Below are 14991 nucleotides of genomic sequence, written 5' to 3'. Positions count from 1 at the left end.
CAATGCAAGGGGGGCGCCCGAACGGGCCGAGCTGGTCGAACAAGCCGCGTCACAGCAAGACCCCGCGGCTGCAGTCCAAACCTGAACGGCCGTGGACCCACCGGAAAGGACCTCATGTCAGCCGTTGTCGTTGTCGGTGCGGGAATCGTCGGCTCCTCGGTTGCCTATCACCTTGCGCGCAGCGGCGTCCCGGTGACGCTGCTCGAACAAGGGCCCGCACCGGCCGCCGGGGTCACCGGAGACTCCTTCGCCTGGATCAGAGGCGCAGGGGGCCATTGGCCCGGTGGTGCTCAAGACCTCCGTGAGTACGTCCTGGCGGACTACCGGCGCCTGGAGAAGGAACTGCCCCAGGTCGAGGTTCGCCGGACCGGCTCGCTGTCCTGGGCCGGCACACCGGATGAGGGCTCGCTGCTGGGGCCGGGCCAGTTCCGCATAGGGCGGAGCGACATCGCGGTGCTGGAGCCCAACCTCCGGCGCCCACCCGACCAGGCCATCCACACTCCGAGCGATGCGGGCGTCGACCCGGCGGCGCTGGCCCGTGCTCTCGTAGCAGCCGCCGAGGCCCACGGAGCAACTGTGCACCACGACACCGCCGTTACCTCCCTGCAGGCGATCAACGGACGCGTCGAGGGAGTGCTCACGTCGGCGGGGCTCCACGCCGCCGCAACGGTCGTTCTCACAGCCGGGATCAATGTCCCCGAGCTGTGCGAGCCCCTCTCTGCCGGCCTGGCCATCGAGGCCTCGCCGGCCACCCTCGCGCGGGTCACCGCCCCGCCTGGCATGGTCAAGGCCATCGTGGCCAGACCTGACTTCGAGGTCCGAGAGGTACGGGATGGCGAGCTCGTGATGGTCGTGCCGCACGATGAAGGCACAGCTGCGGTGTCGGGGCAGGCTGCGCAGCACACGCTCCGGCGCCTCAAGGCAACCTTTCGGGGGAGTGACCGGTGCCGCCTGCTGGGCTACCGCACCGGCATGCGCCCCATGCCTGCGCAGGGGCCTGTCATCGGATACGCGACGAGCGATCGATCCGTGTACGTCGCTGTCATGCATTCCGCCATCAGCCTGGCGCCCACTGCCGGTCGGCTCATCGCAGACGAACTCGTGACCGGCAATCCGCCCTCTGAGCTTCGGAACTGTCGCCCGTCGGCCGGTACCACCCCGTAGGGACGTGCTCAGCATCTTTGCGCTGGTTCACCTCGCCACTGCGTCGTCCAGCTGACTCTGTTCTGCTTCGCTCAGTTTGAGCTCGGCCGCCTTGGCGGAGTCCTGGATCGATGCCGGGCGGCTGGCGCCCGGCACGGGGATCATCGCCGGGGAACGCCCCAACAGCCAGGCCAGGGTGACCTGTTGTGGGCTGACGCCGCGCTCGTCCGCGATGCGGTGGAAGGCTGTGCCGCCCCCGGTCGCCCCGGAGGGGCCGTCCAAGGAGCTACGGGAGATGCCGCCCAGGGGGCTCCAGGGCAGGAAGGCCAGCCCCAGCTCCGCGCTCAGTTGCAGCTCGGGCTCGCTGTCGCGGACGGCGGGTGAGTACTGGTTCTGTACGGAGACCAGGCCCTCTCCTACGATGGCGTACGCCTCGCGGATCTGACCGGTGGTGACGTTGGAGATCCCGGCGGATCGGATGGTGCCGGCGTCGAGCAGTTCGCGCAGCGCGCCCACGGATTCAGCCCAGGGCACAGCCGGGTCCGGCTTGTGCAACTGGTAAAGGCCGATGGCTTCCACACCCAAGCGCCGGAGGGAGTTTTTGGCGGCGCGCTTGAGGTGGGAGGGGGCGGCGTTGATGGTCCAGCTGCCGTCGCCGGGGCGGCCCCGGCCGCCCTTGGTGGCGATGAGCAGGTGGGAGGTGTCGCCGCCGTAGCGGGTCAGGGCGCGGGCGATGAGGAGTTCGTTGTGGCCGGCTTCGTCGGCGTGCCAGTGGTAGCTGTCGGCGGTGTCGATGAGCGTGATTCCGGCGTCCAGGGCCGCGTGGATGGTGGCGATTGCCCGCTGCTCGTCCGGGCGGTGCTCGATGGACAGTGGCATGGCGCCCAGGCCGACGGCGCTCACGGAGAAGTCCCCGATGGTGCGATAGCGCATAGCTGTCTGCTCCTCAGGCGGCGGTGGTAGGGGCAGTGATGGTGGTGGCGGACCGTGGGTCGAGGGTTTCGGCGCCGGCTTCGGCCACGGCTTCGGGGAGCCAATGTGCGGTGTGGGAGAAGGGAAAGCCCAGTTCCTTCGCGCGGGCGTTGCTCATGGCGTAGTGGCGGTCGAAGGAGAACGGCGAGGCCGGCTCGCCCACCGCGACGCTGCGGTACGTGGCTTCCGCGCCGGTCTGTGCGGCGATCACGGCAGCCAGGGCGCGGACGTCGAGTTGGCCGTCGGAGCATGCGTTGAGCGGGCCCGTGAAGTCGGAAGCCGTGGCTGCCCACAGCAGCAGGTCGGCCAGCTCCCGGTAATGGATGAAGACCGTGGGCAGCGCCTGGGCGTGCACGGTGATCTGCGTGCCCTGGGTGATGTGCTCGACGTAGTGGGCCAGCCGGCCGGTGAACTCCTGAGGGCCGCCGCCCAGCACGTGGGCGCTGCGCACGGCGGCGAAGTCGAACCCGCCATGCTGCGCGAAGACGGCCTCTGCCTCACGCTTCCCCTCGGCGTAGTGAGCTTCCAGGTACGCCGTGTCGTGCCAGGGCAGGTCCATCTGCACCCGCCACGTGGCCGGATCCACCGACTGTTCGGGGATCGGAGTTCCGGCCGGGATGTCGGGCAGTGCGGCGGTGGCCGGATCGTAGACCTCGATCGTGGAGGTCATGACGTAGCGCCGGGTGCGGCCGCTGAAGGCACGGGCGGCGATGGCGGCCTGTACGGGTGTGTAGCAGACCTGGTCCACGACCACGTCGAAGCTGCGGTCGCCAAGGGCGGCGGTCAGGGCAGCCTCGTCATCGCGGTCGGCGACGAGGTGCTCGACCCCTGTCGGCGGCGGAGTGGAGCCGCGGTTGATGACAGTGACCTGGTGGCCTGCCGCCTGCAGGAGCTGCACCAGGAGCTTGCCGAAGTAACGGCTTCCGCCGATAACGCAGATTCTTTGCATGCCCCTCATCCTGAACACCTAAGGTCATCAGCAGAAGTACCTGCTTACTGGATACGTAGTAAGGAATACTGTTGATCGATGTGCAGCGGCTCCGAGTCCTGCGGACGGTGGCCGAACACGGCAGCTTCAATCAGGCGGCGGCAGCCCTCCACCTCACCCCCTCCGCCGTCTCCCAGCACATCGCCGCACTCGAACGCAGCCTCGGCGCCCAGGTTGTCGCGCGCAGCACCCGTGGAGTCACCCTCACCCCGGCCGGGCGGATCATGGTGGGGGCGGCCGAGTCGGTCGCCGCGGAACTCGTTCACGCCAAGCAGCAGGTCGACCAACTCGGCGGCGGCCGCTCCCAGATCACCATCGCCACCTTCACCAGCGGAGGCAGGCACCTGCTGCCCGGCGCGCTCGCCCGCCTGGCCACCGCACACCCCGACACCGTGGTCCACGTCAGGGAAGCCGAGCCCGAAGACAGCTTGCCGCTGGTCCGCCAAGGCGCCGTGGACGTCGCCCTCGCCTACCACTTCGACGGCCCGCTGCCCGGCCGGCTCGGCCCAAGCAACAGCCTGGCATGGACGGCACTCATCGAGGATCCGCTGCACGTCGTCCTGCCCGACGGCCACCGGCTGGCCAACCGCACCTCGCTCGACATCGCTGAACTGGCGGCCGAACCGTGGGTACTTGGCTGCCTCAAGACCGAGGCGTACCTGCGCCGCTACGCCGAACGCGCCGGCTTCGACCCGGAGGTGCGCAGCACGACGACCGACTACTTCTTCGCCCGCTCGCTGGTCGCCGCGGGCGTGGGAATCTCACTGATCCCTTCCATAGCCCTGACCCCGCGGATACAAGGAGTACGCACCATCCCCATCGCAGCGCCGACTCCGACCCGACACATCGGCGTTGCCACGATCCTCCGTCGCCACCATCCCCAGGTCGTGACACTGATCCAGGCACTTCAGGAACAAGCAGAAGCGCTGGAGGCGATCTGACCTGCAGAGGGTTGTGGCTGGGTCTCGTGCGGCCCGGCGGTGTTCCGGGGTACTGACGGCGGCATCCGTACGGTGGGCTAAGCTGCGCGGCGATGACTACCGGGACGGCATTGCGCCACACACAGACTGGTTACCCGGTGCTCTCCTGAGCGCCGAACGGGCCGGAACGGGCCCGTTGTTCTGCCGAGGGTCTCGCGCCACCGCGCGGGCTCCGCCTCCGTCGTGTTGATCTCAGATTCTGCACATCAACCACGACAGGAGAAGTCATGTCCACCAAGACGTTGCAGATTCCCACCGCGGACGGTCAGGCCGACGCTTTCGCCGCTTTCCCCGACGACGGCGAGCGGCACCCGGGGGTGCTGCTGTACGCGGACGCCTTCGGGATGCGGCCCGTACTGGCGGAGATGGCCCGCGAACTGGCCGGGCACGGGTACTACGTGCTCGTGCCCAACTACTTCTACCGCCATGGCCCGGCACCGCTCGTCGACCTTCCCGAACACATCGGAGAAGAGGCCCGGCCTGCGATCCTCGCCCAGCTGATGCCCTTGATCGAGGAGCACATCGCCGACGACCGTGTCGCGAGTGACGCAGAGAGCTACCTCAGGTTCCTGAGCGCGCAGCCCGAGGTCTCCGCGGGACCGGTTGCCGTGACCGGATACTGCATCGGCGGTCTCCTCGCGATACGCACCGCCTCGGCCCATCCCGGCCAGGTGGCGGCCGTCGCCGGATTCCACTGCCCCGTGGTCGCGGACGGGCCCGACGGCCTGCACGGCCTTCTCTCAAGGATCACCGCCAAGGTGCACCTCGGCCACGCCGCATCAGACCTGACGCCCGAGGCCCTCGGCGAGCTCAACCAGGCTTTGGACGCCGCAGGTGTCGACCACACCTCCGAGATCTACCCCGGCACCGTCCACGGCTTCACCATGGCCGACACCGACGCTTTCGACGCCGCCGGGCTGAAGCGCCATTGGGAGCGCCTGCTCGACCTGCTGGAAGGCACCCTGGCCGACAGCTGAGCTTGCAGCACCCCCGCGCGCCGTCGCCTGGACGCCTATTTGCGGGTCTTCACGTGAGCCGAAGGGGCGGCATCCCTCCTGTGGCCCGTCGGGTCATGTGTGGCCCGTCGGGTCATGGGAGGGACCGGGGGTGTTCACGTGATCGTCTGGCCGGCACCCGGCCACATGTCTCGCGGGCCGGACTGCGCCCGGTTGCGCGGTGCGCGGTTCTACTGCCCCTCGGGCCTGGGCAGGACCGCCAGTGCGGTGTCCGCGACCTTCCGCAGCGTCTCCGGATCCAGGCCCGCCTTGCCGACCGCCTCGATACCGCGGACCACCGTCAGCAGCAGTGCCGCCAACTGCTGGGGATCCGCAGCGCCGTCGATGTCGCCGTGGCGCTGGGCGGCGCTGATCTCCGTCCGCAGCAGGGTCAGCAGCGCCGTCATGGTCTCGCCCGACCGGCCGGCGACCGTCGCGTCGTGCTGGGCCAGTTCCGCCACCCCCTTGGCCATCAGGCACCCGCGGCGCTCGGTGTCGGAAGCGGTGTTCTCCGCCATGAGGTGCACGTACTCCGCCAGCCGGGCCATGGCCTCGGCGTCCGGGCCCCCTGTCAGCCGCCCTTCGGCCACCTCGACGACCGCGGTGCACCAGTCACCGAACACCCGGTGGAACAGCTTGCCCTTGTCGCCGAATGCGCCGTACAGGCTGCCCTTGCCCAGGCCGGTCGCCCGGGCGATGTCGTCCATCCGGGTCCCTGCGTAGCCAGTCGCCCAGAACTGTTCCCGGGCCCGCTCCAGGACTTGGCGTTCGTCGAATGCGCGTGGTCTCGGCATGTCATCAGACTAGCCATTCTTGACTCGATCGTCCATTACTGCTTACGTTGTGGACGATCCATTCCATAACTGAAGGGGTTCGACATGCCAGGCGTGTTGCAGGAGAAGGTGGCCGTGATCACCGGCGGAACCAGCGGGATCGGGCTGGCCATCGCCCACCGCTTCGTCCGGGAAGGCGCACGGGTCTTCGTGACCGGCCGGGACTCCGACCGCCTTGAGGCGGCAGTCAAGGAGTTGGGCCCAGCGGTCACCGGCGTACGATCCGACGTCTCGGTCCTGTCCGACCTGGACGCGCTCTACGCGCGAGTCCGCGAGGAGGCCGGACGCATCGACGTGCTGGTGGCCAACGCGGGAATCGTCGCGGACGCCGCGCTCGGCGCTCACACCGAGGCGAACGTCGACCTGACGCTCGCAGTCAACGTCAAGGGCCCACTGTTCACCGTTCAGAAGGCGCTCCCGCTGCTGGCGGAGAACGCCTCCATCCTGGTCGTCGGCTCGAGCAACAGCGTGCGGCCCAGTGAGCAACTCGAGGTCTACAGCGCCTCGAAGGCGGCAGTGAGCAACCTCGTGCACAACTGGTCCCGGCAGTCACGGGAGCGCCGATTCCGGGTCAACGTGCTCAGCCCGGGGCCCACGCGGACCCCGGGCCTGCTGGGCGCCGCGGGGCCCGGCGTCGACCAGTTCGCCGAGGCCGTCGTGCCACTGGGGCGACTGGCCGACCCCGAGGAGATCGCCGAGGCAGCCCTCTTCCTGGCCTCGGACGCGTCGTCGTTCGTCACCGGCGCCGAACTCTTCGCGGACGGCGGCTACACCCGGGCCTGAACGCGGCTTGCCCGTGAGCATGCCGACGAAGAAAGGCTGGGGCAGCCACAGGCGACGCACGGGACACTGGAGCCGGTGGCTGTGGCCATGGTCGGAGTAGCCATGGTCGAGATGGCCTCGGTGCCTGCGTGATGACGGCGGCTCCGTCGCGCGGGGGAGGCGTTCGGCCTCAAGAGGTGATTCCCGCCGGCGCCTTCTCCCTCAGGGTGGGGCCATGCCACTGAAGATCTTGCACATGCCGCCGCCTCACAGCGACACCGAACGGCCGGTTCCCCGCTGGGTGACGCGCCTTGCCTACTCTCTCCCCCTGCTTCTCCTGCCGTCGTGCCTGTGGCGGCTGCCCTTCGCCTTCCACTTCGAGATGGGGCAGATCCAGGAGCACGGCATGCCGCCGTACTGGGCGAGCATCCCTTACGTGCTCGCGCTGAGCGTGTTCACAGAAGTGACCGCGGTCCTGAGCATCGGGCTGGTGCGGCGGTGGGGAGAGGTGGCTCCCGCCTGGCTGCCGGTCATCGGCGGCAAAGTCATCCGGCCGATGGCGGCCGTCGTACCCGCGATCCTGGGCGGCCTGATCCTCACCCTGCTGTTCACCGACATCCCGATCGGTGGCGGCCGGAGACTTGGCCTGTACGGAATCATCGACACCGTCGACTACACCAACGGCGCCTGGCAGACACTCGCGACGGTCTGCGTCGCCCCAACCGCCCTGTGGGGCCCCATCATCATCACCCTTGCGGTTGCCTACTGCCGCCGCAGGACGAAGCCGGCTGAGGTTCCAACGGTGCATTTCGCCGAGCATTCACGCAACTGAAAGTCCGAGCTTCGAAGTTCGTGGCTGGGGAAGGCGTCTGCGCCGCGGCCCGGAGTGACCCTTTGCAATTGAGCCATGTGCAGGCACTGATTCGGCCCCAATGCATCCATCTGAGCAATCCGCTTCCCGGCAACACCCGCCACTCCTATGGTGGTAGGTACACGAAAGCGTGCCTGGGGGGTGAGACCGATGGCTTTGACCGAGATCGCCGTAGCTGTGATCACGACGGGACCTGCCTACATCGCGGTCTGGCTGACCGTACGCAAGGCCCCTGCCCAGCCGACGCAGCCGCAGACGTGCGCGCAGGCTGCCCTCTGTCAGCAGCAGTGCGAGGGTCGAACCCCGCCGGACAGCATGCAGGGCATTCGTAAGGTCTGGGCTCTCGCGGTCTGACCTGACCCGTCGCCGCATTCCCCCCGAATAAGCACACCTGGGCGGGCGAGCGTGGCCGCTGAGTGGGCCGATCACGTCCGTTCGGGCTGCGTGGGGTGGCTCCAATGGGGTGCCCAGACACCGTTGTCGGAACGGCCGGGATACGCGGCGGTGAGATGACGGCGCAGGACAGCCAGGGAGGGATGCGGATTCCGAGTGCGCCAGATCAGCGAGTGGGGATAGACCGGGATCGGGTCTTTGAGGGGAATGCGGCGCAGGGTGTGGCCGACGGGCCACACCAGGGGGGTCTGTTCGCTGACGAAGGTGGCCAGTGTCGTGGAGCCGGCGATGGTGTCGAGCAGGGCCTCGATGCCGAAGTCCGGCCCCACTGAGTCAATGACGATGCCGAAGGCCGCGGCGAGTTCGGCGTAGTAGGCCTCCCACTCGGTGCCGGGCAAATTGCCGGGCATCCAGATGTGCCGCCCGGCGAGTTGGCCGGGCGTGAGCGCGGGGGCGTTCGCGAACTCATGCCCTGATCCGGTGAACAGGTGCAGTGGTTCGTCGAGGACGGGCGTGGCCTCCACGCCGTGGGGCAGTTGCCGGCCCGGCATGCTCACGGCACGGAACGTCGCGTCGATCGTCCCGTCCCGCACCGCGGTGATGGCCGCGTCGGAGTCGAAAAGCGTCACGACGTCCAACTCGACCTCCGGGTGGGCGCGATGGAAGCCGCGCAACAACCCCGCCAGGGAGAGCTGGCGGCCGATCACGTCGACGCGCAGGGCCCGATGGTCCGGCCGCACGGACGCGACAGCGCGCTCCGCTGAGTCGAGGAAGGAGCGGGCGTGCGGCAAGAACGCCTGCCCGTCGATGGTGAGCCGCGCCCCGCGGGCGTCACGGGTGAAGAGCTGGACACCGAGCTCCTTCTCCAGTGCGGCAACGCGCTTGGACACGGCTTGCGGCGTGATCCGCAGATCGGCGGCAGCTTCCTGGAATTGTCCCGCGTCCGCTACGGCGACGAAGGTGCGCACGGCCATGACGTCCATGCGCCGCAGTCTAGTCAGACAACCACAGGTTGTTCGTGTCCGTAATGATCGTTGTTTGATTCCCAGCCTCTCCGGCCGCTTTGATGATTCAGGTCAACCTCCGGTCAACGTCTGGTTGTGCAGTCGCCGTGACCGACAGGTGTCACCCAACGGCTACGCGCCCTCGGGCGCCCCTTCGTGAGGACCTTTCATGCCTGATCTGAACCGTCTCTACGTCCGTACTCCCGAGTTCGCGCGGGTGGCTGAGCGGATCGAGCACGTGACCACGCTCACCTCCCGGCTCAACGTCCTGCCCTTCGACGACAAAGTCACCCGCGCGGCCCTGCTGTCCGAGATCATCGGCAAACCGATCCCCGACTCCGTCACCATCTATCCGCCCTTCTACACCGATCACGGGCTCGGCATCGAGTTCGGGGAGCGCGTCTTCGTCAACCAGAGCTGTACCTTCCTCGACCAAGGCGGCATCTTCCTGGGCGATGGCGTCCTGATCGGCCCGAAGACCAACCTCATCTCCTCCGACCATCCCCTGACGATGCCGGAGCGAAGCGACTTCATCACGCGTGCACCCATCACCATCGGAGCCGACGCATGGCTCGGCGCGGACGTCACAGTCCTCCCCGGCGTGACGATCGGACACGGTGCCGTGGTCGGCGCCGGATCAGTGGTCACCCAGGATGTTCCCCCGAACACCTTGGTGACCGGCCCGGCCGCGTGTGCGCGCAAACATTGGAACGACTGAGGGCTGAGGGTGCGGGAACGAAGGAGCAGGGCGGGAGGCGTCCGGTACGAGTGGCTCCACGCGTCCCTTGTTGGCGACGGCGGACGGTCACAGTCCTGACGGATGACCGGAAAGCCAGTCGGCGTGCCGATCACGCATTTCGTCCCGCTCCTCGGATGTAGGGAGGAAGACGTCGGCGCCACCGTCGTAGGGGTGATGAATGCGCCGCATTTGAGTGTCGGTGATGAGGACGCCCCCCACCTCTTCGTCGGCGACGTTTCGCAGCAACTCGTCGATGCAGCCATGGCGCCAGGGGCGGCGGGTGCTGAACAGGTGGCAGTACTTGCGGAACTCAGGGTCAGGATCGTCCATCACCAGCAGACTCTGCCAGTAGCCCGCGCCCGGATGGCCTGGCGGTACTTCGGCTTCGGTCGTCCAGAGGGGAAAGATCACATATACGTCCCCACCGGCGAACAACTCATCGAGGACGGTGTTGTAACGCTCCAGGACAACGGCGTACTCGCTCGCGTCCTCCGCGTACCGCTTCGACTCGGGCAAGCTGTGAAAACGAACCCAGACGTCCCGATACGGGTCACGGAGCTTGTACCCAACTGGAGGGCAACTGGGCCATCGTTGCTGCCACAGCTCCGTCAGCGCTTCCTGTCCACCTTCAGCCACGGGCTCAGGCTCCCTTCTGGGCGGAGAATCGGCCGGGTCACTTCGTGTGGTCCTCGGCGACGGCGATGTCACCGAAGGATGCGGCGAGCGCTTGCGTGATCAGATCGGGTAGTTTCGCCCGGCCGTTGTCCTGCGCCCAACGGGTGAGTGCCGTGTGCATCGCGGCCAGGCAGGCGCTGGTGGCCGCGTGGGCGCTGAACGCGGCGTCGGGGTCGGTCGCGTCGTACCCGAGGGCGTCGACGATGGCCTGTTGCAGCGCGTACTGGCTGTCCAGGTGCCGGGCCCGCAGTGCGGGCGTCGAGATCATGAGGCGCAGGCAGTCCAGCAGGAACCGCTCGTTCGTCGCCGGTTGGTCGCCGTTGTCGGAGGTCAACGCCGCGGCGGCGTCGATGAGGGCGCCGCCGACGCGGCGCACCAGTGGGTGCGTTGCCTGTGACGCGGCGACCCGCTCGGCGATGAGCCGGGCCGGCTGCTCGACGAGGACGAGGTCTTCCTTCGTGGGGAAGTGCCGGTAGACGGTCATGGCCGAGACGCCGGCGGCTGCGGCGACGTCGGCCACTGTCACCGTGTCGTAGCCGCGGTCGGTGAACAGCCGTACCGCGTGCGTCTGGATCACGCGCCGCGTTTCGGATCGCTGTCGCTCCCGTAGGGTCGGTTCTCGCTCGCTCATGTGATAGACACTACCGCAATGTTAGTGACTAACATATAGATGGGGTGGGTGGCATGAGTGGTCCTGCCGGCAGGACGGCATTGGTGACGGGTGCGTCGCGTGGCATCGGGCAGGCGATCGCGGCACGGCTGGCAGCTGAGGGAGCCATGGTCATCGTGCACTTCGGCACGGACGAGAGCGGGGCGGCGGCGACGGTCGATGAGATAGAACGCGCCGGCGGGAGTGCCCTCGCCGTCCGGGCCGAACTGGGTGTGGACGGCGACGTCGAGACGCTTTTCGCCGGTGTGGAGGCTGCATTGGCGGGGCGGCCGCTCGACATTCTCGTCAACAATGCCGCGGCCGCGCCGGCCGGTCCGCTCGGCGTGACGACCCGGGCGCAGTTCGACCACCTGTTCGCGGTGAACGTGCGAGCCCCGTACTTCATCATCGAGCGTGCGCTGCCCCTGCTGCGTGATGGCGGTCGCATCCTCACCATCTCGTCGGTGGCGACCCGCATGGCCAACCCCACGCAGACCTCCTTCGCGATGACGAAGGGCGCGGTCGAGACCATGAGCAAGACCCTGGCCACCCAGCTTGGGACCCGGGGGATCACGGTGAACGCGGTCGCCCCGGGAGCGACCAAGACGCCGACCAACGGAGCCGCCTTCGACCTGCCGGGCCTCACCGAACAGATCACGGCCATGACAGCACTCGACCGGCTGGGCGGGCCCGGCGACGTCGCCGACGCGGTCGCCTTCCTCGCCTCCGACGCAGCCCGCTGGATCACCGGCCAGGTCATCGACACAAGCGGCGGCCTGTTCCTGGGGCCACGCGTCTGAACGGCGAGCGGTGGGGAATGACGCGCCGATGTGAGCCTGTCAGCGATCTGTACGGGGTGCCGAGCCGCCCTCGTGTCTGGCGACGCGACCACTCGCTACGTCCGCATGCGCAGGGCCAGTTGGGTGCGTGATGTCAGGGAGAGCTTGCGGTAGATGCGGCTCAGGTGGGACTCGACCGTCTTGACGGAGATGAACAGCGAGTTGGCCACCTCCCGGTTGGACGCGCCGGAGGCGACCTGCCGGGCTATGTCCGCCTCGACCTGCGTCAGCTCCGGCCCAGGGCCGGTCGTAGCGGTGCGGTCGTGTCGGTGGAGGAGGTGGTGGGTGCACTCGGCGCGGTAGGTCGCCTGGGCTTGCGTGTAGAGGTCGTGGGCGTGTTCGCGGTGGCGGCGTGCGGCCGCGGCCCGGCGCCGCTTCTGCTCTGCCTGCCCCAGCAGAACCAGAGTGTGTGCGTACTCGAGGGGCAGCTGGGACTCGTCGAAGGCGAGGCACGCTTCGGTCAGACGGTCGGCGGCCTGGTCGGTCCGGTGGTGGTGCAGGTCGATCCGCGCCCGGCTGCGCAGCAGAGCAGCGGCGACGGACGGGACCGGTGGCGGGTGCTCCTCGGCCAGCCGGGTGAGGAAGTGCTCGGCCTGGTCCGGCCGACCGGCGAGGGTGAGTGCGTCGGCGTACAGATGGTGCCACTTGAAGGCTGCGAGATCGGCCGTGAGGTGCTGCTGTTCGAGGCGGGCCACCTCACCCAACGCGGCGGCTGCCGCGTCGAATTGGTGGAGGCAGAGAAGCGCTTGGGCCAGGGCGTGCAGGTTGCGCGCCGTGAAGATGCTGTCCTCCTCTTCCTTGGACTGCTGCAGACCCCATCGGGCGGTGGTGGCGGCGTATCCCGGACCTTCCCTCTCGACCTGTACGAGGGCATGCGTGGAGCAGGCGGGCCCGGGGGAGAGGCGCAGCGTACGGGCGAGATGCAGGGCGCGCCGGCTCCAGCCTTCGGCGGTGGCGACATGGCCCCGGCGCAGGTCGCTCTCGGCGAGGCTGCGCCAGATCTCCTGGAGGTCCTCGGTGCTGCCTGTGGCCTCGGCGTGCCCGAGCAGATGGTGCAGGCCGCTCTGCGCGGTCGAATGGTCGTCGTCGTAGAGTGCGTGACGCAGTTTCAAGTAGTGCGGGCTGTAACGGAGTTGCCCGGAAGGCAGGCCGGGGCTGACGGCGAGAGCCCGGGCGAGGGTGGCCTTGGCGTCACCGCGGTGGAGGAGGCGTTCGATGCGGGCCTGCATGGTCAGGGCGGCCGCCTCGATGTCCGGCCGTGCGGAGGACCGGGCGTCCAGCGCCGCTTGCTCGGCCGCGGCCAGGGACTCCTGGGGGCGGCCCGCGATGTTGTGCCGTATCGCCGTGCAGAGCCCGAGCCGGGCGCGCAGCGAGGGGTGGGAACGGGTCAGGGCCGCCAGACGGGCCAGGGTCGCGCTCTGGTTCTCGAGCCCTTGGCCGTGCGCGTCGAGGAGCGCCAGCAGTGCTTCCGCCTCGGCGTCGGGGGAGCGCAGGAGAGTCAGCGCGGCGACGGCACGTGTGGCCAGGTCGGAGTCTCCGGCGTCCGCCGCGTCCCGGCAGGCCTGGAGCCAGCGTTCCAGGAGGAGGGGCCGGTTGTCGGTGGCGGTGCGGCACGCCGCCAGCTGCATGAGTTCGGCGGCCAGACCCGGCTCGGCGCAGGCCCGGGCCGTGCGGGCCGCGGCCACACCGTCCTGGGCGGCTTGTTCGTCGGGTCCGGCCGTGGCCAGCAGTCGATGCCGGGCTGCGGCGAGTGGGTCCGGGGTGGCGGCGGCCAGAGCGTGATGGAGGGTCGTGCGCTCGGTGGGGCCGATCGCGTACTCGGCCTGCGTTCGCAGCAGTTCCGAGGCGAAGGAGACCGTTCCTGCCGGGCCGCGGGAGAGGAGCCCGGCTCTGCCTGCCCGATCCACGTCGCGTTCGGCGTCGGTGTGTCCGCAGGCACACAGCAGCGCGGCATCGGCCGACCGGGCCAGTGCCAGCGCGGTGAGGGTGCCCCGCCAAGAGGAGGGGACCGACTGCCACCATGCCTGCGCCAGGCGAGACGGCTGGGTGGTGGGCCCGCGGTCCGCGCTCAGTGAGCTCGCAGCGGCACGGGCGAGCAGTGGATGGCCGCCGCTGTCGCGGTGTACGGAGGCGGCACGCACAGCGGAGATGCCCTGAGCCACCAGAGCCGCGGCGACCTCGGCCTCGGTCAGCATCCGGAGCTCGACCCAGGGGATGTGGCCCCCGCCGAGCACCGCACTCTGCTCCGTGGCACAGCGGGTGGACGGAAGAGAGGCAGCTACTCGCAGGCGGGAGGGGGGAAGCGTGCGGCAGCAGAAGTCCAGTACCTCCAGGCTCAGTTGGTCGGCCAGGTGTACGTCGTCGATCAGAACCGTCCAGCCACCCGCGCCGTCGTCGAGGCACAACTGACGTACAGCCCTGGCCGTGGCGGCGACGGTCGGTGGGTTCGCCTCGCAGAGCTCCGGGCGCAGGCCAGTGGGCGGCGCCGCGGCCTCCAATGATGGTGGCAACATCCCGGCCAGCTGCGCGAGCAGTCCGTACGGTTCGCACGCCAGCTGCCTGCTCCCCGCCAGCGGCAGACACCGGGTGTCCGCCGCTGCGCCGGCGCGCCGGGCCAACTCCCGCAGCACGTAAGTCTTTCCCGTGCCCCAGGGCCCACTGACGACGACGCGGCCCAGCGCACGCAGGTCAGCCTCCGCTTCCCGCACCACCCGGTCCCGCTCAGGCCACCACACGTCGTTCGGGTCGCATGCCTCCCGCACCTCGGTCACGTCCGTGAGCCTAGGTTCTGGGGGTGCGGCCCAGCCAGTACGGATCTCGTGTGCAAGGGAAAACCCTCAGGCCCTTGGCGGAGTCGGCACCCCGGCCACGGAGTCGGAGCCCCCGCGCATCCCAAGGTCACCGTACGCACGGACCCGCCACATGGCAGGCGAGGCCCGCCCGGGGCCGGCTGTTCCGTGTCGGCGTACCCGATCGGTTGGCTGCCCTGGCCGAGGGCGGGATGCCAGGGACTTCTCTGATGGTCGGTGACGGTCGGAGCCACGAGGCTGCACGGCTATCGGTCCACGTCGCGTCGCGGCAGTCACCTCGCCGTCGCGTCGCGGCAGTCACCTCGGCGTCGCGTCGCGGCAGTCGCAGCAGCGTCGTG

General features: G+C 69.1%; 15 protein-coding genes. 8 read left to right on the top strand and 7 right to left on the bottom strand.

Annotation, left to right across the window (positions count from 1 at the left end; translation table 11 throughout):
* Window positions 1–114 precede the first annotated feature (114 nt).
* Window positions 115–1164, top strand: a complete 1050-nt coding sequence (locus ACWD02_RS34530; protein ID WP_451218096.1) for an NAD(P)/FAD-dependent oxidoreductase — start codon at window positions 115–117, stop codon at window positions 1162–1164.
* Window positions 1165–1191: 27 nt separating this feature from the next.
* On the opposite strand, the gene ACWD02_RS34525 is transcribed toward ACWD02_RS34530, so the two are convergent.
* Together ACWD02_RS34525 and ACWD02_RS34520 are read right to left on the bottom strand one after the other, a co-directional pair.
* Complete coding sequence (locus tag ACWD02_RS34525) at window positions 1192–2076, bottom strand: aldo/keto reductase (RefSeq protein WP_451218093.1); 885 nt, start codon at window positions 2074–2076, stop codon at window positions 1192–1194.
* 13 nt (window positions 2077–2089) lie between these two features.
* Window positions 2090–3064 (bottom strand): NAD-dependent epimerase/dehydratase family protein, encoded by a 975-nt coding sequence (locus tag ACWD02_RS34520; protein ID WP_451218090.1) that lies wholly within the window; start codon window positions 3062–3064, stop codon window positions 2090–2092.
* Window positions 3065–3135: 71 nt separating this feature from the next.
* Between ACWD02_RS34520 and ACWD02_RS34515 the strand changes: the two genes are divergently transcribed.
* Both ACWD02_RS34515 and ACWD02_RS34510 read left to right on the top strand, forming a co-directional pair.
* Window positions 3136–4044: a LysR family transcriptional regulator gene (locus ACWD02_RS34515; protein ID WP_451218087.1), complete on the top strand. Its 909-nt coding sequence runs from the start codon at window positions 3136–3138 to the stop codon at window positions 4042–4044.
* A gap of 266 nt (window positions 4045–4310) precedes the next feature.
* On the top strand, window positions 4311–5060 hold the full coding sequence (locus tag ACWD02_RS34510) for a dienelactone hydrolase family protein (protein ID WP_451218084.1): 750 nt from the start codon (window positions 4311–4313) through the stop codon (window positions 5058–5060).
* Window positions 5061–5269: 209 nt separating this feature from the next.
* Here ACWD02_RS34510 and ACWD02_RS34505 read toward each other — a convergent pair whose 3' ends face one another.
* Window positions 5270–5872 (bottom strand): TetR/AcrR family transcriptional regulator, encoded by a 603-nt coding sequence (locus ACWD02_RS34505; protein WP_451218081.1) that lies wholly within the window; start codon window positions 5870–5872, stop codon window positions 5270–5272.
* An 84-nt stretch (window positions 5873–5956) separates the two neighbouring features.
* Here ACWD02_RS34505 and ACWD02_RS34500 point away from each other — a divergent pair, with 84 nt between their 5' ends.
* The 3 genes from ACWD02_RS34500 to ACWD02_RS34490 all read left to right on the top strand — a co-directional run bounded on the left by ACWD02_RS34500 (window position 5957) and on the right by ACWD02_RS34490 (window position 7898).
* A complete protein-coding gene (locus ACWD02_RS34500; protein WP_451218078.1) occupies window positions 5957–6694 on the top strand; it encodes an SDR family NAD(P)-dependent oxidoreductase in 738 nt (245 codons plus the stop codon).
* A 214-nt stretch (window positions 6695–6908) separates the two neighbouring features.
* Entirely contained in the window at window positions 6909–7505 is a 597-nt protein-coding gene (locus ACWD02_RS34495) for a hypothetical protein (protein ID WP_451218075.1), read from the top strand.
* 189 nt (window positions 7506–7694) lie between these two features.
* Window positions 7695–7898, top strand: a complete 204-nt coding sequence (locus ACWD02_RS34490; RefSeq protein WP_451218072.1) for a hypothetical protein — start codon at window positions 7695–7697, stop codon at window positions 7896–7898.
* A gap of 71 nt (window positions 7899–7969) precedes the next feature.
* Here the strand turns inward: ACWD02_RS34490 and ACWD02_RS34485 are convergent, their stop codons facing one another.
* Entirely contained in the window at window positions 7970–8920 is a 951-nt protein-coding gene (locus ACWD02_RS34485; protein WP_451218070.1) for a LysR family transcriptional regulator, read from the bottom strand.
* A 190-nt stretch (window positions 8921–9110) separates the two neighbouring features.
* On the opposite strand from ACWD02_RS34485, the gene ACWD02_RS34480 reads away from it, so the two are divergent.
* Window positions 9111–9659, top strand: a complete 549-nt coding sequence (locus tag ACWD02_RS34480) for a sugar O-acetyltransferase (RefSeq protein ID WP_451218067.1) — start codon at window positions 9111–9113, stop codon at window positions 9657–9659.
* An 87-nt stretch (window positions 9660–9746) separates the two neighbouring features.
* Here the strand turns inward: ACWD02_RS34480 and ACWD02_RS34475 are convergent, their stop codons facing one another.
* Complete coding sequence (locus tag ACWD02_RS34475) at window positions 9747–10316, bottom strand: DUF3885 domain-containing protein (RefSeq protein WP_451218065.1); 570 nt, start codon at window positions 10314–10316, stop codon at window positions 9747–9749.
* Between the two features lie 37 nt (window positions 10317–10353).
* The gene (locus ACWD02_RS34470) at window positions 10354–10986 is read right to left on the bottom strand and encodes a TetR/AcrR family transcriptional regulator (RefSeq protein WP_451218062.1); all 633 of its coding nucleotides are present in this window, start codon (window positions 10984–10986) and stop codon (window positions 10354–10356) included.
* 53 nt (window positions 10987–11039) lie between these two features.
* Between ACWD02_RS34470 and ACWD02_RS34465 the strand changes: the two genes are divergently transcribed.
* The gene (locus ACWD02_RS34465; RefSeq protein WP_451218060.1) at window positions 11040–11804 is read left to right on the top strand and encodes an SDR family oxidoreductase; all 765 of its coding nucleotides are present in this window, start codon (window positions 11040–11042) and stop codon (window positions 11802–11804) included.
* A 95-nt stretch (window positions 11805–11899) separates the two neighbouring features.
* On the opposite strand, the gene ACWD02_RS34460 is transcribed toward ACWD02_RS34465, so the two are convergent.
* Window positions 11900–14614 carry a LuxR C-terminal-related transcriptional regulator gene (locus ACWD02_RS34460; protein ID WP_451218057.1) on the bottom strand — a complete coding sequence of 905 codons (2715 nt, stop codon included), beginning with the start codon at window positions 14612–14614 and terminating at the stop codon, window positions 11900–11902.
* Window positions 14615–14991: the final 377 nt, after the last annotated feature.

The sequence above is a fragment of the Streptomyces sp. NPDC002853 genome (assembly GCF_053591915.1).
The sequence above is the reverse complement of the archived record's forward strand: the minus strand, read 5'-3'. Positions and strand labels throughout refer to the sequence as shown.